We start from the raw sequence: 19,086 nt of genomic DNA on the forward strand, positions 1-19,086 counted from the left end.
GGACTGATGGTCTTTTATCGTGGATGGTATAATAACGGAATACAAGAATACGAGAACAAGCCGCATAAGAAACGTTGCTGCGGCATGTAGAGGAAAGGATATAAGTATGTTTGCATGGTTGCGGAACGCATATGAATCATGGTTGGATTATCCGAAACAGCCTGGCGATTTACTGAGCGGACGTTATGATGTTCGTTCGCTTTTAGGCATGGGGAGCTATGGTCTGACCTATCTCTGTTTGGATCGGCACAGCGGACAAGAGGTGGCGGTGAAATTGCCCAGACCGAGCAAACGGGCGAAGGCAGTTCAGCTATTGCAGCGCGAGGCTCATATTATGCGGCAGATGGAACACCCCAATATTCCGAAGCTACTGGAAAGTGTCGAACATTCGAACGGAATAGTTGTGGTCATGGAATACATCTCCGGCATGACGCTGGAGGAGCTTATATTTGAACAGGAGCGTTCCTTTACAGAACAGGAATGCGTTGTCTACATTTTGGAGTTAATGGAGCGAGTTCTGCATGTACATGAACGGGGCTATATCCATCGGGATATCCGCATTCCCAATGTGATTCACCGTGAGGGGAAGCCTTACCTGATCGACTTTGGTCTTGCTCTGGCGGTGGGAGAGCGACAGGAGGATGTATTTACCGAATCCATGCTGGAAAAGCGCGCATTCGAGCGACAAGATGTCGCCGTCTACAGCGATTTGTACGATGTCGGACATTTAATGCTTTTTATGCTGTATAGCAGTTACGAGCCTCAGCCGGATCAACCGCCGGCAAGCTGGCAGGAAGAATTGAAGCTGAGTTCACCTGTGCGTCATATGCTGGAGCGTCTTTTTCAGATTCGGCCACATTATGAGAATAGCCGACAGTTTATGCAAGAGCTGGAGGAAGCATTGTTGCTGCTTGAGGTTAACCCATAACGTTAATTCCTGAAAATAAACAGGCATTCGCCGCAAAAATGGGGGAATGCCCCCCTTACGCATTTGACCAGGTCTACATACAATGATCCTGTAAATGAGCGAAGGGAGTGTTGTAAATGAGTCATATGTGTGGAGTAGGCGGAATGGGTTATGGTGTAGGAGCATGGACCTCTGTAGGAGCAATTCTGGTTCTGTTTATTTTGCTGGTGATCATCTCTAAAACCCTGTTTCTGTAATTTCGGTTATAACCGATTTCCTGTAAAATGCACAGATGTTGCCCTGTATAACGAAGGGCGCACAACAATAAAGCGAAGGCCCTTGAGATGAGAAGGGTCTTCGCTTTAGTTACGTTCTATTCCGTCGCTACTTCTTGTTGTTTGGCTAAGAACTGGAGTAATGACGGCGTTTATCCTTGTAATATCGGTGTCCATTGTGACTATTCTTGTAACCGTCTGAAGAAGAATGGCGTTTACGTTCACGTTCACGTTCGTAATAACGGTCTGAGCTGCTGTATCGCCGCTTATGAGAATGAGAGGTGGAATGTAGCAGGCGGTGCAGTAATTGTTTGAGCATCGTCTAATCCTCCTTCTTACCCTGCCCAACTGACATAGACAGGTTTTTATAAAACGGTAATACGCAGCAGCGTTAGAACAGGTTCCACTATTTTAAGGATTGTAGGGACTTGGCCTGAAATTCCGCAATATCCTTGAATTCTTCTTCGAATTTACGTGAAATGCGAATATAAATCGGCAGTAAATCGCGATAAATATTCACGTGTTCTGCTACCGGTTTGTGCTGGTGAGTGGTACCAATCATACCGGACACAGCATCCAGCGAATCAATCCGTCCCAGTGCGTACAAGCCTAGAATAGCTGCACCCAGACATGAGCTTTCCAGACTTTCGGGGATAATGACTTCCTGATCAAAAATATCTGCCATGAGCTGTCTCCATAGCTCCGAGCGTGCAAATCCACCCGTGGCGTGAATGACTGACGGTCTGTCGATGACTTCTTCCATGGCGAGCATGACGGTATACAAATTGAACAGCACACCCTCCAGAGCGGCGCGAATCATATGCTCTTTTTTGTGACGCAGGGACAGACCGAAGAAGGAGCCGCGAGCATTCGGGTCCCATAGGGGCGCACGTTCACCGGATAAGTACGGAAGAAAGAGCAGACCGTCGGAGCCAGGACGTACCTGTTCCGCAATTTGGGTCAGCACATGATATGGATCAAGTCCCAGTCGTTTGGCCGTTTCCACTTCGGAGGCTGCAAATTCATCCCGGATCCAGCGGAAGACTATACCTCCGTTGTTCACCGGGCCGCCGATGACCCACAGCTTTTCGGTCAAGGCGTAACAGAAAAAGCGCCCTTTGGCATCCGTGAGCGGCTTATCAACTACGGTGCGGATGGCTCCGCTGGTGCCGATGGTAACAGCGACAACTCCAGGCTTGATCGCATTCACACCGAGGTTGGACAAGACACCGTCGCTGGCCCCGATCACAAAAGGAGTCGTCTTCAGTAGGCCCATGTCATGTGCATAGGTCTCATCCAGCCCTTTGAGCACATGAGTTGTCGGCACCAGCTCGGATAGCTGCTCCTTCGTCACACCTGCAATATGCAGCGCTTCCTCGTCCCAGTCCAACTGCTGCAAATTCATGAGTCCGGTTGCAGAGGCAATCGAGTGGTCCACGACATATTGGTGGAATAACCGGGCAAAAACGTACTCCTTAATGGAAATGAATTTGTACGTCTGGGTCGCAACATCTGGTAAATCCCGTGTAATCCACATTAGTTTTGTGAGCGGTGACATAGGATGAATAGGCGTTCCGGTACGTAAGTAAATATCGTGTCCGTTGTATTCATGTTTGAGCGCTTCGGCCCATTTGGCGCTACGGTTATCTGCCCAAGTGATAGAGGCGGTCAGCGGTTTGCCGTTCTTATCCACTGCCAGTACGCTGTGCATGGCCGAACTGAAGGAGACGAACAGTACATGCTCAGCTGACACTCCGCTTTGTTTCATGACCTCTTGCACCGTCGTCACAACAGCTTTGAAAATATCTTCCGGATCTTGTTCTGCCGCATCCGGCTCAGGTGTATGGAGCGGATAGCCCACATGGTGCTGGGCGGCAATATTGCCGTTTTCTTCGAAAAGAACTGCTTTGGTACTGGTCGTACCGATATCGACGCCGATCATATATCGGGTGTCTGTCATATTCAATCTCCCCTTCACTTACCGTTATTAGCTCATTATCGTTAAGTTAACACACTCAGCAGCATAATCAAACCGAAAGCGACCAGGGAGAGGATGGTTTCCATAACGGTCCATGATTTTAGAGTCTGCGGAACCGTCATATTGAAAAATTCTTTAATCATCCAAAAACCGGCGTCATTCACATGAGACAAGATCAGCGACCCTGCTCCTGTAGCAAGGACGACCAGTTCGACATTCGCGCCGGGTGTAAGTGCCAGCACAGGTGCGACAATACCGGAGCCTGTCGTCATCGCGACTGTCGCTGACCCAGTGGCTACACGAATGAGCGCAGCGACCAGAAAAGCAAATACAATCACATTCATATGGGCTCCTGTAGCGACCGCTGCAATGGCCTGACCTACACCGCTGTTGATCAATACCGTTTTAAATGCACCACCGCTCCCGATAATTAAGATAATAGAGGCTGTTGGTGCCAGACATTCACTGGTAAAACGGGACAAGTCCTCTTTCTTTAGACCACGTGCATAGCCTAGCGAGAAAAAAGAAAACACGGCCGCAATCAGTAATGCCATAACCTCATCACCAATGAATTTGAAAAATACAGTGAGCGGATGTGTATTGGCCGGGTCTACAATTTCAGCGACTGATCCGCTAAGCATTAGAATAACAGGTAACAAAATGGTGGACAAAGTAATCCAAAAGGGAGGCAACGACCGCCCCGTCGTATTTCTGAACTGCTCGTCCAGCCTCTCGGAAGGTCTGACCATGATTCTTTTGCCAATCCAAGCGCCGAAGACCGGGCCTGCAATAATGGCGGATGGGATGCCCACGATGAGTGCATATCCTATCGTGCGTCCAATATTGGCGTTAAAGGCTTCAATCGCGATCATCGGAGCCGGGTGGGGTGGTAAAAGGCCGTGTACCGTCGATAGTCCTGCCAGCATTGGAATACCGATTTTCAGCAGAGACATGTTCATTTTACGGGCAACCGTGAACAGGATGGGAATTAATAAAATAATACCAACCTCAAAAAACACCGGAATTCCCACGATAAAGCCTACGATCATCATCGCCCAATGAACGCGTTTTTCACCAAAACGATCCATCAGTGTAGTCGCGATGCGTTCGGCACCGCCAGATTCTGCCATCATTTTACCGAGCATTGTGCCTAAACCGATCACGATGGCGATGGAGCCAAGTGTACTGCCGAGCCCTTTGGTGATGGAGGCAGTAACTTCATGACCAGGCATCCCGTTAACCAGTCCGAGAAATACCGACGAAAGCAGCAGTGAAACGAAGGGATTCCATTTGAATTTAGCAATCAGCAAAATCAAAAGAATGACGGTAACTAGCGCCCATATGAGCAGGGACGCGTTATGGCTTAAGCCGAATAATGTGTTCATGAAGGTATGCCTCCTTATTCTTATATGTATAGCTAAATGTATACTTGTCGACAACTTCAATTAAAAGAGAGCCGCGCCAGCGAGAAACGCATAAAGCGCGGTACATCTGCTCTTTGTCACGCATATTGTGGCTAGGACGATGTCTTTCTTCTGTAGGGAGACAGGACGCTATCGTTAACCGCGTTGCGGGTATCTCGATAATGATCCTCAATAAATCCTGACAACTCCTGAGCATCCCCCTGATTTAAGGCGTTTGCAAAGGTTCGATGTTTGTGAATCGTGACTTGTGATTCTTCGATGTTGGACGCAAATCGTTGTTCTGTTGCAGCTAACATGACCGTCAGGATTAGCTGTCTCATGCCATTCCAGGTATGAAGAATACGGGTATGGCCAGCTTCCAGAACCAGAGCTTCATGAAAATTAAAATCCTGAAGAGAAAATTCAACGACATCCCTGTACTTGAGAGCGACTTCCATTTTGTCAATCATCTGATTCAAAACAGTCACCAATGTGGCATTATCACTATGTACATACCTTTGTACAACAAAATGTTCAATCAGCATTCGCACATCGAATAGCTCCTCCATATCACCGGGTGTCATGCCGACGACAATCGCCCCCATGCGCTCCAGACGGATCAGTCCTTCGCCCGAGAGTGCCTTCAAGGCTTCACGCACCGGAGAACGACTGGTACCAAAATCGGCAGCAATCTGATTCTCAGATAGCACAGTGCCTGGTGTCTGAACGCCGCGTATAATCTGAAGCCGAAGTTCACAAGCAATCCTTTCCCCAAGCGATGCGCCCTGTAACCAGGTTGTTGGATATTTCATAGGATACTCCTATCTAGGAAATGATTTTGCATACTGGTATACAAGTTATGGAATATTATATACCCCGTTTAAGATCCTTGTAAACGGTATCAGTTGACATCGGTTCCATTTCGCTGCTTTTAGCGTTACAATAGAAGCAGAAAAAAGAAGCAGTGAAAAGTGGAACGAACACGGAAAAGAAGGAGACCGTTTAATGATTATCATTAAAACCAAAGAACAAATTGAAAATATGAAAAAAGCTGGAGACATTTTGGCTGCTTGCCACCGGGAAATTGCCAAAATGATCAAGCCGGGCATTACGACACTGGAAATTGACGCCTTTGCGGAATCCTTTATGAAGAAGCATGGCGCAACACCGGAGCAAAAGGGCTATAACGGCTACCAGTTTGCAACTTGTGGCTCACCTAACGATGTGATTTGCCACGGCTTTCCGAATAAGACACCGTTGAAGGACGGGGACATCGTGACGATCGACATGGTTGTGAACCTGAATGGCTGGCTGGCAGATTCCGCTTGGTCGTATGCGGTGGGTAATGTGTCTGAGCAGGCGCAAAAGCTGCTGGATGTTACCAAGGAATCGCTGTATAAAGGGATTGAGCAAGCCGTTATCGGTAACCGGATCGGTGATATTTCCCATGCGATACAAACCTACGCGGAAGCGGAAGGCTTCTCGGTCGTACGCGAATTTATTGGGCACGGCATCGGAGAAGAGATGCATGAGCAACCGCAGGTTCCACATTACGGACCTCCGCACCGTGGACCACGCTTAAAAGAGGGTATGGTCATTACAATTGAGCCAATGCTCAACACAGGCACATACCGCAGTAAAATTGATGCGGACGGCTGGACCGCACGCACGTTGGACGGCGGCTTGTCTGCGCAATACGAGCATACGCTGGCCATTACAGCAGAGGGTCCGATCATTTTGACCCAGCAATAAAAGCAGGCATCCACCGCAAACATACAGACTACCGTGGTGAATGGGCTGGACATATTACAGAAAAGGGGCTGTCCAGGGGACAGTCCCTTTTGCTACGTGCATTCTATAAAGGTCCAGTACATGCGGGGAATAATGGTTTCATCTCCAAAAACCGATTTTGTCCAAAAGGCGAATATCGGTTTTTTCATTTCATGAGTGCCAGGCCACCATTTTAACGAAATGTACACCATGCCATCAGAGTGATCAGCTTAGTTCTGATAGACGCTAGGATACGCTAAGTGTGTGATTATGAATCTTCTACATAGTACAAAAATAACAATAATTTGAAAACAAATTCATAAGAATGAAATGAAAAAAAATTCCTTTATTACACATTTAGTCCCTACCACATTTTGCATAAATTGTTTGTTCATTGTTATATGAATTATTTTTTTGCTCTAATAGAACTATTTCAACTTTTTTCCTTGATGTCGATGTAATTGAGGATCACAAAAACGTATTCCTTTAGGAAGATGGAGATCCACTCGCTAAAACGAAAAACATGTAGGTTGCGAGTCAGATTGTCCTAGGGGAATATCGGTCACATCTTAAGTCTTGCGATTACAAACAGCAAGATATAAACATCAGGAGGATAACCATTATGAATTCAGTCAAGAAAACGAAGAGCTTGATCAGCGCCCTGACCGGGGCTGCATTATTATTCTCGCTACCAATGACGGCAGGCGCGGAGAGCAATATCAACTATACTGGCATGTTCCTGGGCTATGACGGAAGTGTAAACACCAGTCCTGTCTGGACCTACAACCCTGACATCGTCTCCTATGATCTGCTGAACTGGAACCAGGGGGGAACCGATGCAGCCTCCATTACTTCCAATAGCGCCTCCGCCATCCAAGCCTTGGGGAAAATCGTCACCGTTTCCACCCACATGCCCAATCCCCAGGGTGGAAATGTAAACGCCCCGATGTCTGATTCCGATTTCGAGATCTTGGCTAATACAGACATTTCATCCATCAATTCGTCCAGCCCCGCATGGCTGCAAAATTATAAGGCCCAGGTTGACAATGTCGTGACCGGCCTGCAAAAGTTTAATTCATCCCCCGTTTACTACAGACCCTTCCATGAAATGAACGGAGGCTGGTTCTGGTGGGGAGACAAGAACACGACGGACTATAAGAACCTGTACATCAATCTGTACAATTACATTGTGACGACCAATGGCATGTCCAACGTCAATTTTGTCTATGCTCCAAATAAAGGAGCCAACGCGGCTGCTTATTACCCCGGCTCCAGCTATGTCACCTGGATTGGCATCGACGCTTACAGCGACGATCCGTCCAATGACAATGAAATTAAGATGGCTTACAATGACATCAAAGGACTTGGAAAAACTTATGGCTTCTGCGAAATTGGACCAGCCGTGGGTGGCGACCATGTGGATCGCAACAATAATCAGCTCAAGGAATTCGATTATTCGCTTTGGAACAAGGCCCTGAATGTAATCTACACCGGAGCAAGCTTCTTTATCACCTGGGACGGCGCTTATGCTCCGCAGAACAACATAAACGGCAGCACGCTGTTTACAAAAGAAAGCTCCCAGTAAGTGCCTAGCGCCCGGCGTCCGGGCAAGGCGGAAATGTAGCCTCCGATAGACTAAAAAGACGAAAAGACCAAAAAGGCACGGCCTCCTGGCTGGGAGAACGTGTCCTTTTTTGGTCTATACAGCAATATGCTAGCAAGCATGTTAAAAAACCGTTGGTCAGATGCGGACTTCTGTCTCGTCCGGAACGAATTGACGATATTGAAAATACATACGGAGCCGCCAGTGTAACAAGGTGCCGAAGGCTAGGATGAAAAATAGCCCTGCTGTCTGCGGAATGGTAATGTAATGCTGAATAAATTCATGCAGCAGCAATCGGACGATCAGCAGGCTGAATAGGATAAAGAAGAAGGTACGTGAGCGTTGCACGAAAACCAGCCCTTCTTGCAACTCAAATTTGGTGCTGCGGATCAACGGGTAAGAAAAAATAAACCAGCCGACCAGAAAAGCGCCCAGCGCCCAAAGCCAGGGAACCCGTACTTCCGGCACCACGAACATCATAAAACCGGTGCTCATGCCGAGCGGAGGGATGATGATTTTTTTGGCATTAATCGGGCGATGACCTGTCTTCATACGGATGAAAATAGCCGATATAGCGATTAAGATCATACCGAAGGTTGCGCCATATTGCAGCAATGGGGTGCTAATATGAAACATGGACTGGCCCCCTCTATAAGGAATATAAGCGTTATTGGACAGACTGCAAACCTTTCACATTATACCACATATGCAATGGATATATTTAGTTACAGTCTCTCCCCCGGCAAGCGGATTATACGCCTCTTGGTGATAACACTGGCCCTATAATTGGGTCTCTTTCATACTTATGCGAGTTCTGTTGCTTGTACCTCTCCCTGAGCTGATTTTTTCTCCTTTCGCATGATATAACCCATGGCTACAATAATAAGGATGAAGGCGATCAGTGCGAGAAAAGGAATGGTGATGAAATCGAACCAGTTTAGGTAATCCTGTTCACAGGATACTCTGCCGCAGGAAGTTGAAGTTTGCGTAGCTGCTTTGGCGGCTGCATGGATGCGCTGAATGGTAAAATGATAGGCCGAAATCGCACCTCCAATGATAGCCAACGGCATGACATAACGGCGTATCCCCGAATCCCCTCGAAAATAGGCGATCCCGAGTAGAAGGGTCAGGGGATACATCAGAATGCGCTGAAACCAGCATAGCTTACAAGGCTCATACCCCAAAATCTCGCTGAGATACAGACTGCCCAAAGTTGCCACACAAGCTACAACCCAGGCGGCAAACAAAGCAATATCTGTTTTTTTAAACGATCCAATCATAGTAACGCTCCTTTTTTAATTCAAATGAGAACAAAATGAACTCATTATGTCTTGTCCCATCGGCAGGCATCTGCCGATATGTATGTCTTTATCCGTATTGTACTGTATTTTGAGTGCAGGGTCATACTTAAACATATTGACATGACTAACTATCATTTTTATAATTGCAGTAGTTTGGGAAGTTAATGAGGATTCAAGTTAGATATATATCATAAGAAATTAGGAGTGTGCCCAGAATGTCGAGTAGTCCAAAAAATGAAACCCTATCTACGATTAGTGAAAGACACGCGGTAAAGAGCTATGTTAAGGATTTTAAATTGCCAGAGGAAGATTTGGAGGCTATTTTGACTGCGGCGATAGAAGCTCCTTCCGCTTGGAACCTTCAACATTGGAAATTCCTTGTTATCGAAAGCGAAGCGGACAAGCAAAAATTGCTGCCTATCGCCTACAATCAGGGTCAAGTAGCGGAAAGTTCCGTTACGATTGCCGTATTGGGTGATTTGGAAGCGAACCGTAACACCGTCATTTATGATCAAGCGGTAGAAGCAGGCGCACTGCCAGCGGAAATCCGTGACGCATTGGTAGGTCAAATCAATGGCGCGTACCAAAACTCGCAAGTAGCTCGCGATGCAGCCATCCTGAACTCTGCTCTTGCAGCACAAAATATTATGTTGGCTGCTAAATCTCTGGGCTACGATACTTGCGCAATGGGCGGTTTCATTCCAGCACAATTGATCGAGCAATTCAATATTCCAGCACGTTACCTGCCAACCCTGCTTATTAGTGTAGGTAAGGCACAAGTGCCAGCACGTCCATCAGGACGTTTTCCACTCTCTGAAGTTGTTGTAAAAGGCAGCTTCTAAGAAGATTTGTGAATATAAAAGGGTGTTCCTGCAACCGTTCGTGGTTGGGGAACACCCTTTTTTACGTCGTGTTAGACTTATTAAAGTCCTGTTGTCAGCCCTTTGTTTAGTCCGAGCGTTTGGACACGAGATATACCAGCTCCAGCGTCAGGATCGGTAGAAAGACAGAAGCTGGATAGGCCAGATAGCGCGGCTCCCATTGCGGCTTGAACTTATCCTTAAAGCGCCGAAGCCCCTGAAAGCCGTAAAAATGTCCCCCGTATTGGAAAACAAGTCGAGCCAGTTTTTCCTCGCGCAATGCCTTTTCACTTTGTCCTACCTGGGACAGCGGTGCCATTCCCAGATTAAATGTCGTATACCCACTCTCCTTGGCCCACTCAATGACCCGTGTGAATAAATAATCCATCGTGCCATTTGGCGTGTCAGACAAGTGGCGCATCAGGTCAATGGAGACCGTCCGTCCATGATCATAGGCAGGGGCCATCGTAGCGAAAGCGATGACCTTCCCTTCAGAGTCCTTTAGCATTGCAATCGGAGCCAACTGAAGATAGGGTTCTTTGAACCAGCCGAGTGAATATCCCTTCTCCTTGCGCCCATCCAGCCAAATATTCGAAACCTGACGCATCTCCTCAATCAGTGACGCCTCTAGAGGCGGTTGGATGATTTCGAACGAGTAGCCATCGCGGTCAAAACGGTTTTTGGCGCTGCGTAGCGCTTGATTGCTTTTGCCCGTCAGTGTAAATGATTCCAGCGGCACCAGTGCTTCCTCGCCCAGTTTGAAAAAGCGATAGCCGTTCTCGTGATAGATGGACAAATACTCCGGCGAGGCCTGATAAAATACAGCCGTTAACGCATACCGATCTGCGAACCGCTGAAATTCCTGAATGGCTTCACTCACACGTTCTTTTGGACCGAGTGGGTCACCTAATACAATCAGTTTGTCCCGGCTACGAGCGTAGGGAATGACAACCTGTTCATTTTTGGTCCAATACAGATATTTATCGCCCAGAAAAAGCATATGAGAGACGAGATTACCACCCTGCCGTTCCAAAAATTCTTTTAGCTTATCCAGCTCCTGCTCGTCGGGTAGATTAGCGATGCTACGCTGAGGTCGAAGAAAGAAATATACCGTCAGGAATACCCATGCCAAAATCAGACTAAACACGGCGGTAACTCCGTAATCGCTGCGGTTCATAAAAAAGTCTAGATGGACCTTGGCATGCAAATGGCGCATAAAGGGAGTGTTGGAGCCTGCCCCAATGATAAAATAAGCCCCGGTTACGAGTAGAGATAATCCACCCCATATTAAAATGTTGTGCCGATTCAGCGGCGCACTGACCCGATAAAACCGCGAACGCGAAATCCATAGCATTAAAGCCACAAACAGTAGGAATAAAGCTTCTTCAAAATCCAGACCTTTAGTGAAGGTGAAAATAGCTCCTGTCAGAAGCAGTATCAATGTCAGTCGTAATGCTCTGCGAATACGCAGGGAGATTCCATGGGACAGGACGACAAGCATAATTCCGATGATGACCGAGATTTCATGCGACAAGCGCATGACGGGCAGGCTGAGCAAATGCTCAGCAAAACGAAGCCGATATAACAGACCGGGCGTAGCTGCCGACAAAAGAAGCACCACGCCGGAGATGAGTACCAGCTTACCAAGCGCCCATACCCCTAGATCGGCCAAAAACCGGAATTGACCAGGCCAGCCCCATACCTTCTGCCAGGCATTAAGGGAGTAATCCCAACCTGTCTCAGCTAGCTGAGACAGGCGCTCGTTACGCGGAATCATTTCCAGCGCGGCTAATACCAAGCCGATGAGCCACGGGATGATGTAATAAAAGACGCGAAAGACCAGTAGGACAGCCAGTGCCCGATCTGAGTTGGCTCCCGCCATTTGCAGCCCGAGCAGGGCAATGATGTCGAATGCCCCGACCCCTCCGGGTGCAAGACTGATTAACCCGGCAATCGCGGCTATTACATAAATACCGAACACAGCATGCATCGGCAGTTCATGGAGCAAGTGCGAGCCGATCCATGCAAAGGTAAGGCCAGCCAGCAGCCATTCCAGCAGGGAAGCACTGATGGAAGCGGAGATGGTGGACCAGGAAAGCTGTCCTTCTCCCTTGTTGAACCATGTGGAGTACCGTTTGGAGCGCTGCATGATCAGGAATAGCGGTAGGTACAATGCCATTCCCCACAGCGCCCAATGAAGCCACGGGTGAGCATCCAGTACAGGCTGTACCGGATACAGATGAACAATGGCTCCCCAAGCCAGCAAAGATAGTCCGGTAATGACGACTGGCGAAAGAAACACGACCGCAGAGGTGATGACACCCAACGGCACACCGCTTTTCTTATACAGTACTGTGCGAAGTCCCGCTCCTGTAAAGCCTGCAAAACCAAAGACATTATTAAAGGTATTGGAGATCCAGGCGTAGCGAAATGTTGTTCCAGGCTTGACCTGAAGCTTGAAATGATGTCTGATTACGTAATCATATGCACTCATAGCCGCCACAGCAACCAGTGAGAACAAGCCAATCTCGATGAGAAAGGTGGCATCCATTCGCCGCAGCTCATGAAGCATACGCGCCAGATTAAAGTCTTTTAGTTCTCGTCCGGCCTCCCATATAATAAAAGCCAGTACAGCCAACGGTAGCAAAATACGTGTCAATCGCTGCCTGTAGATGGTCATTATGAACTGTACGATTTTAAAAGATTGAATCGGTTTGTGATTAGATTTCATAGATTCACCTGCTTGGAAAAGAATGAGATATACACGGAATGAGGTGCTTAGATTTCATACCCGATGAACATTACTATATATTATACCTGTAATAATCGCTTCAATAACAACAGAAGGGTTACGAAATGGGATTTCAGATTGATTGCTGTAAATAATTCCAATATAATGATGGAAAACCTAGTGAATTGCTTGGCAATGGAGCTGATTTGGATATGAGTATATGGGACCGTAATCTTTTTATACGTCGCCTGGAGCTGATATGGCCTCCAGATGCGGACAAGAGCCAATATCCGTTTAACTTAAAAGCCTTACACCAGTGGAACGAACTCAAATTTCATCCTTCCGTCACCTATATTATTGGAGAAAATGGCGTAGGTAAATCGACGCTTATGGAGGCAATCGCGGTCGCGTGGGGATTTAATCCAGAGGGAGGTACTAAAAATTTCAATTTTTCTACACAAGCCACGCATTCCTCACTGTATGAGCATATCCGGCTGGTGAGAGGGGTAGAAAAGCCAAGGGATGGCTTCTTTTTCCGGGCGGAGAGCTACTATAATGTGGCGACTCACATCGACGAGCTGGATCGAGAAGGAGGAGGGCGACCGATTCGAGATTCCTACGGGGGTAAATCGCTGCATGAGCAGTCGCATGGCGAGTCTTTTTTTGCTGCCTTTGTGCATCGGTTTGGAGGGCAAGGATTGTATATTTTGGATGAACCGGAAGCTGCATTATCGCCTTTGCGCCAGATGGCCATGCTTGCACGGATTCACGAGCTGGTGCAGCAGGGCTCACAGTTTATCATTTCTACTCATTCCCCTATTTTGATGGCTTATCCAGATTCCATCTTGTATCATCTGACACATGAAGGGATTGACACCCGGACGCTAGAGGAAACCGATCATTTTATCATTACGAAACAATTTCTGAATAACAGGGAAAAGATGATACAGGAGCTATTCGAAGATCCACAATAAAGTTCGTAGGACCGCCAGACCGTTCCAGAAATTCATCCTGGTCGTTCGTTATGAGAGGGACAACATCGCCATTTCAAGTTGTTCCTTTTTGCTGTTCTGCCCAAAGGAAAGATTCAGGGTTATCGGAAGTATTTTATGATTGTTATTTGTCCTTCTCTCTATTAATATAATGAAGAGTTTTGCTGGAATGGTTGCAAAATAAGATTTTCGTATACGAAATAAAGAACCTGAGGAGGACAAAACGCTACATGTCAGATTCACAACAGTTGAAAATGGGGCCGCTGGTCATTTTGATGATTAATATGTTTATTGCCATGCTGGGGATTGGCCTCATTATTCCGATCCTTCCCAAGTTTATGAGCTCCTTGGGAGGCAGTGGTGAAACGGGTGGTTATTTGGTTGCCGTGTTTGGCTTAACCCAATTCCTGTTTTCGCCGTTAGCGGGAGAATGGTCCGATAAATACGGACGTAAAAAGATGATTATTATCGGTTTGGTAATCATGACGGCGTCTTCTGTATTGTTTGCGATTGGGGAATCGTTAACCATACTATATATCTCCCGTTTGCTGGGAGGTGCAGGAGCAGCTTTTATGATTCCTCCGATGATGGCCTATATTGCTGATATTACAACGGTCCACAATCGCGGTAGAGGAATGGGGTTGTTGGGTGCTGCCATGTCTCTTGGCTTTGTGATCGGTCCTGGTGTGGGCGGCTTGCTGGCAGATATCTCGATTCGTACGCCCTTATATGTTTCGGCGGCCGTATCGGGCGTAGCTGCACTGATTTCCTTGATTATGCTGCCCGAAACCTTGTCGCTGGAGAAACAGTTGAAGTTTCGGAATGTCAAGGCCAAACGGGATAATGTGATTAAACAGTTTGCCCTTTCTTTCCGCAAGCCTTACTTTATGCTGCTGATTATGATATTCACGCTAACCTTTGGATTGACGCATTTTGAAACGATGTTTCCTTTCTTCGTGACGGGCAAGTTTCATTACAATGAGCGTGATATTGCTATCATTATTACCGTAGGAGCACTGGTCGGAACCGTGATTCAAGCTGTGGTCATTAGCCCGATGTTGAATCGTTTTGGCGAAAAAGGTGTCATTATCGGCTCCTTTCTGTTTTCAGCGATTTCCCTTGTGCTTATGCTGCTCTCCGGCAACTTTTATTATGTACTCGGGGTATCGCTCATCTTCTTTACCGCTACGTCGTTGCTGCGGCCAGCCATTAATACTGCTTTATCCAAAATGGCGGGGGATGAGCAGGGAGTTGCAGCCGGCATGAACAATGCTTATATGAGTATTGGTAATATTCTGGGGCCTGCACTTGCGGGTAAATTGTTCGATGTGCATATCAATTTGCCATATATTTTTGGGGCAGTCATTCTCATCCTTAGTTTGGGGCTGGCTGTAAAATGGAATAGCAGAGATACGCAAACCACAGCGGTTTAATGTTGTTCTTGTCGTAAATTTAGTCTCTTTTGGTGTGAACTGTGACGTTCTTATGAACCACAGATGGCGCCGAAGGAGGCTATTTTTTTGCATACATTGCGAAACGTTAATGAAACGACAGAATCTTGGGTAATAATGCATGATGGTTTTACAACAAGACAAATAGTAGAGCTAAAAGCCAGATAAAAAAAGCTAGAAGGAGCTGAGAGCCGATGGAAGAGCGGAATGAGCAGTTATTTTATACAGGGACTTATGCGTCTCGTCAGGAAAGAGGAATATATGTATGTGCTTTGAATGTGACCCATGGTGATCTGCGCATGGTTGGAGGTGTGGAAGGGATGGAGAGGCCTTCTTTTCTCGCGCTACACCCGGATGGGACAAAGCTGTATGCTGCCAGTGAAACAGAAGGAGGCGAGCTGTATGCGTATCAGGTGAATACCCAGACGGGGGAATTACATCCTTTGGATCGCAAAGGGACAGAGGGAGCACATACTTGCTATGTTTCCGTAACAACCGATGGACGATATGTGCTGGCTTCCAACTATTCAGGCGGCAATGCCGTTGTGTTCCCTGTGACGGAAGCTGGAGGATTAGGAGACATGTCGGGGCAAGTTCAGCATACCGGCTCAGGTATTCGCCAGGACCGTCAGGATGCGGCACATCCGCATTCGATTATTCCAGATCCTTCAGGACAGTATGCCCTGATATGTGATCTGGGGCTGGATCAGATTGTGGTATACCGTTTGACAGAGGATGGCAAACTGGTGACCCATCGTGAGACAGATTTGCCACCTGGTTCTGGACCGCGTCATCTGGTTTTTCATCCTTCGCGTCCATATGCTTTTGTCGCCAATGAGTTGAACAATACCGTCGCTGTGTTTAGTTATAACGAACGTAATGGTGAGCTTACATTGCTGCAAAGCCTGTCCACACTGCCAGAAGGCTTTATAGATGTAGAAAATACGGCAGCCGATATTCGGATTACGCCCTGTGGACGCTTTTTGTATGTGTCAAACCGCGGCCATGACAGCATCGTGCTATACCATGTCGATCTGGACAGCGGCAAGCTGAGGACGGTTGAATGGGTGGAAACCTTCGGCAGCACACCGCGTAACTTCAACATCTTGTCCGGTTATCTGGTAGTGGCGAATCAGGATGGAAACAACCTCGTATCCTTTGCCATCCATGGTGAGGATGGACGGTTGACCCGAACGGGATATGTGCTGGAGGTTCCTTCACCTGTGTGTATTGAACCTGTACGCTAATCGGATAGCACGTGGCAAAAGAGTACGATATAAGTGAATGAAAAAATAAAACACGGCGCTTTGTTTCCCATGAAAGGCATGGGCAAAACGCCGTGTTCAGGTCTTGAAGTGGACTAAAACTATTTGCTGCTATCGCCAGCTTCTACCGTTACTGTTTTGGTATGATTTTCTGCATGTTTGTAGTACAAACGGAACAAGATGTCCTGATTGTAGTTACCGAATCCGGTGCCGAACAGAGTAACCCCTCCCACATGCTGGGCATCATCCAATATGGCAATACGGAATTTCCATTGTTTCTGATCAATCAGCACTTGGCTTAAAGTCACGTCAGAAATTTGCTTCCCATCCATAAAGGTACCCTCGGAGGTAACGCGAAGTCTTTTGAGGAGACCATATTGATTGATAAAATCAGGCCACCATGCAGGTGTGTATTTACCACGGTTATCCCCGAAATCCCCTGGGCTGGTCCATGTACCCAAATTCACATCATTTAGGAAAAAAGTGATATCTGAAGGCCAATTATCATTGGTAAAAGGGGCCTCGGATGATAGTTCCATCGAAATTTCCAGTTCCTCAGCTTTTTGGCTGGACAGTAGGAAATTCGGCACCTTATAATCCATATATCCTTGGCTGAACCAAAGAATTTTGGAATTGAAGCGCTCAGGGTCCAAGAACGAACGAGGCTCATCGAATTCACCAATGATCTTTTCGACGGTAGCCAGTCCGCAGGTCGCCTGTATTTCAAAATCTGTAAAGTGTCCGACGGAAATCTCTGTCTGATGGAATTGCCGTACATCCTGCTGATAGCGTGGCATGGCGATTTCAATTTTGTCTGTTGCCAGCGAGCACACTTTCTGTACCCCGCCTCGTCCGGGCAGCATTTTGGTCGAAATAATGGACGCTCTCTCCAGTTTCTTGACATGCATCGTCATAATCGCACTGCTGAGCCCCAAAGCTTCCGCCAGCTCACGTATATTCATAGGCTTCTCCGCAAGCAGAACAATCATGTTTAGCCGAACCTCACTGGCCAGCGCCTCATAAACGGGAAGTGATTTTTCAGAAATGTCCAGTTGCATAGTTCCTCCAATTCTAACGCACATCATAAATTGATGGTAGTTTAACATATATGGATTTTTTTCAATAATAATACATAAAAAACGATATGATTTACATTTATATAAACAATATACCCTTTCCTTGATCATTGGCACAAGCCTAACCCCACAAAAATCCAAAAATTGTTCAAAAAACAGGACACCCCATAAACTCTTTCTTTGTTGTTGGGATGTCCTGTGATGGTATGTGATTTGCAGGCAGGATACGGGTAGAGGCATGTGCCATTGGTGTTTAGGATCGGATATGTTCTTCTGCCAAAGAAGAGTCAGCCGTTTTATCTGTATCTGCTGCGCGTAAATCCTGATGTTGAGAAGCATCTGCCTTGATCAAGCCGGGATGACCAACATAAGGACGATCACTGCGCGAGCGACCTCGGGTAAGTCGGAAGCCGATCAAGAACAGCACAAGCTGAACAGCCAGTATGTAGGGAGATGCTTCCGGTCCGATCCATTGAAACAGGGCGACAGCGGCGATTACCAAGCACAACAGGCTTGTTGGAAAATGGGATGCCGTCACGTCCAGATCATTTTGTCTGCGCAGGGTCATCAGCCGATATACATACAGTAGGGCGATCAGGCCTGAAACGAATTTCATCCATGCATACCCTTTGAGCCATGAGGCAGATTGTGCAGTGTCGGGCAGACTAACATCAACATGGCTGGAGGCTGTCAGTTCCACAACCAGCCTTGTGACCAACCAGACGATTCCTGCCAGTGCCAGCGGACCAGCTGCTGGACGCAATAGCTTCCACAATGCTGTTCCCCAGCCCGGAGCATGAGATTCCAGCAGAACAAGACGCCGTTCCTCAATGAGTTTGTTCATTTCACGCTCCAGTGATTTGAGAAGCAATTCTCTGCGGAACGCATCACACTCCCGAAGGGATGCTTGAACCTGCTCTTGAAGGTGAGGGGTCAAATAGGGAGCAGCTTTGGCTTCCTGAAGAGCGTGGATGAGTCCGTTCTGGTACTGCTTTTCGCTGTTATTGAACCCGTTCTGGGTAGTGGTTTGGAGACAACCAGCTAATCGTCCATAGATACGCAGCGATTCCTGTAATTCTTCCAGCCGCTGCTGACGCGAATTTCGAAGCTGGGCTGCACTGTGAACATACAGCCATACCAGCAAAGACAACGCCAGCAGGAAGGCGATCAGACCGGGTGAGATATATGCGACTAACGCCGCGAAGTCCGTCGGGGACACCCGCAATCCCTCCTTCCATTGTTCTTTCTACACTATTGCACAGACTACACAGGCATTTCAAGGGCTTGTATACCTTTGACCAGGATATATGAAGTATTTTTTGGTAAAATAGACAAGATACAAGCAGGAGGGTAGATTCGGTATGGATAAAAATATAAAAATTGCAACAGAAGATCATGAGACATCGAATCGATATCTTGCACGGGTTTAAGCTGGAGATAAAACGGATAAATAACAGTAAGTAAATTATAGACA

General features: G+C 47.1%; 17 protein-coding genes. 8 read left to right on the top strand and 9 right to left on the bottom strand.

Going from position 1 to position 19,086, the window contains the following annotated elements:
- Positions 1-106: 106 nt before the first annotated feature.
- Complete coding sequence (locus MKY16_RS02455; protein ID WP_340953958.1) at positions 107-928, top strand: serine/threonine protein kinase; 822 nt, start codon at positions 107-109, stop codon at positions 926-928.
- A gap of 116 nt (positions 929-1,044) precedes the next feature.
- Positions 1,045-1,164 carry a YjcZ family sporulation protein gene (locus MKY16_RS02460; protein ID WP_340953961.1) on the top strand — a complete coding sequence of 40 codons (120 nt, stop codon included), beginning with the start codon at positions 1,045-1,047 and terminating at the stop codon, positions 1,162-1,164.
- Positions 1,165-1,309: 145 nt separating this feature from the next.
- Here the strand turns inward: MKY16_RS02460 and MKY16_RS02465 are convergent, their stop codons facing one another.
- The 4 genes from MKY16_RS02465 to MKY16_RS02480 all read right to left on the bottom strand — a co-directional run bounded on the left by MKY16_RS02465 (position 1,310) and on the right by MKY16_RS02480 (position 5,375).
- Entirely contained in the window at positions 1,310-1,501 is a 192-nt protein-coding gene (locus MKY16_RS02465) for a hypothetical protein (RefSeq protein WP_307351902.1), read from the bottom strand.
- Positions 1,502-1,588: 87 nt separating this feature from the next.
- Complete coding sequence (gene gntK / locus MKY16_RS02470) at positions 1,589-3,142, bottom strand: gluconokinase (RefSeq protein ID WP_340953967.1); 1,554 nt, start codon at positions 3,140-3,142, stop codon at positions 1,589-1,591.
- 41 nt (positions 3,143-3,183) lie between these two features.
- Complete coding sequence (locus tag MKY16_RS02475; protein ID WP_340953969.1) at positions 3,184-4,545, bottom strand: GntP family permease; 1,362 nt, start codon at positions 4,543-4,545, stop codon at positions 3,184-3,186.
- 131 nt (positions 4,546-4,676) lie between these two features.
- Positions 4,677-5,375, bottom strand: a complete 699-nt coding sequence (locus MKY16_RS02480) for a GntR family transcriptional regulator (protein WP_165147990.1) — start codon at positions 5,373-5,375, stop codon at positions 4,677-4,679.
- A gap of 193 nt (positions 5,376-5,568) precedes the next feature.
- Between MKY16_RS02480 and map the strand changes: the two genes are divergently transcribed.
- The gene (gene map, locus MKY16_RS02485; protein ID WP_013308498.1) at positions 5,569-6,315 is read left to right on the top strand and encodes a type I methionyl aminopeptidase; all 747 of its coding nucleotides are present in this window, start codon (positions 5,569-5,571) and stop codon (positions 6,313-6,315) included.
- A gap of 640 nt (positions 6,316-6,955) precedes the next feature.
- Positions 6,956-7,918 (top strand): glycoside hydrolase family 26 protein, encoded by a 963-nt coding sequence (locus MKY16_RS02490; RefSeq protein ID WP_340953972.1) that lies wholly within the window; start codon positions 6,956-6,958, stop codon positions 7,916-7,918.
- A 156-nt stretch (positions 7,919-8,074) separates the two neighbouring features.
- Here the strand turns inward: MKY16_RS02490 and MKY16_RS02495 are convergent, their stop codons facing one another.
- Positions 8,075-8,572, bottom strand: a complete 498-nt coding sequence (locus tag MKY16_RS02495; RefSeq protein WP_029514725.1) for a CcdC family protein — start codon at positions 8,570-8,572, stop codon at positions 8,075-8,077.
- A gap of 167 nt (positions 8,573-8,739) precedes the next feature.
- Positions 8,740-9,216 carry a disulfide oxidoreductase gene (locus MKY16_RS02500; RefSeq protein WP_039270297.1) on the bottom strand — a complete coding sequence of 159 codons (477 nt, stop codon included), beginning with the start codon at positions 9,214-9,216 and terminating at the stop codon, positions 8,740-8,742.
- Positions 9,217-9,452: 236 nt separating this feature from the next.
- Here MKY16_RS02500 and MKY16_RS02505 point away from each other — a divergent pair, with 236 nt between their 5' ends.
- On the top strand, positions 9,453-10,079 hold the full coding sequence (locus MKY16_RS02505; protein ID WP_340953975.1) for a nitroreductase family protein: 627 nt from the start codon (positions 9,453-9,455) through the stop codon (positions 10,077-10,079).
- A gap of 106 nt (positions 10,080-10,185) precedes the next feature.
- On the opposite strand, the gene mprF is transcribed toward MKY16_RS02505, so the two are convergent.
- Positions 10,186-12,828, bottom strand: coding sequence for a bifunctional lysylphosphatidylglycerol flippase/synthetase MprF (gene mprF, locus MKY16_RS02510; protein WP_340953977.1), 2,643 nt, complete (start codon positions 12,826-12,828; stop codon positions 10,186-10,188).
- 212 nt (positions 12,829-13,040) lie between these two features.
- Between mprF and MKY16_RS02515 the strand changes: the two genes are divergently transcribed.
- From MKY16_RS02515 to MKY16_RS02525, 3 genes are all read left to right on the top strand, one after another.
- The gene (locus MKY16_RS02515; RefSeq protein ID WP_029514729.1) at positions 13,041-13,802 is read left to right on the top strand and encodes an AAA family ATPase; all 762 of its coding nucleotides are present in this window, start codon (positions 13,041-13,043) and stop codon (positions 13,800-13,802) included.
- Between the two features lie 248 nt (positions 13,803-14,050).
- Entirely contained in the window at positions 14,051-15,253 is a 1,203-nt protein-coding gene (locus MKY16_RS02520) for an MFS transporter (RefSeq protein WP_029514730.1), read from the top strand.
- A 212-nt stretch (positions 15,254-15,465) separates the two neighbouring features.
- A complete protein-coding gene (locus MKY16_RS02525; RefSeq protein WP_340953979.1) occupies positions 15,466-16,518 on the top strand; it encodes a lactonase family protein in 1,053 nt (350 codons plus the stop codon).
- A gap of 119 nt (positions 16,519-16,637) precedes the next feature.
- Here the strand turns inward: MKY16_RS02525 and MKY16_RS02530 are convergent, their stop codons facing one another.
- The gene (locus MKY16_RS02530; protein ID WP_039270301.1) at positions 16,638-17,594 is read right to left on the bottom strand and encodes an ArsR/SmtB family transcription factor; all 957 of its coding nucleotides are present in this window, start codon (positions 17,592-17,594) and stop codon (positions 16,638-16,640) included.
- 271 nt (positions 17,595-17,865) lie between these two features.
- Positions 17,866-18,831 carry a hypothetical protein gene (locus tag MKY16_RS02535; protein ID WP_340931243.1) on the bottom strand — a complete coding sequence of 322 codons (966 nt, stop codon included), beginning with the start codon at positions 18,829-18,831 and terminating at the stop codon, positions 17,866-17,868.
- Positions 18,832-19,086: the final 255 nt, after the last annotated feature.

Origin of the sequence: Paenibacillus sp. FSL L8-0641, assembly GCF_038006265.1 — a bacterium.
In the GTDB taxonomy this organism is placed as follows: domain Bacteria; phylum Bacillota; class Bacilli; order Paenibacillales; family Paenibacillaceae; genus Paenibacillus; species Paenibacillus polymyxa_D.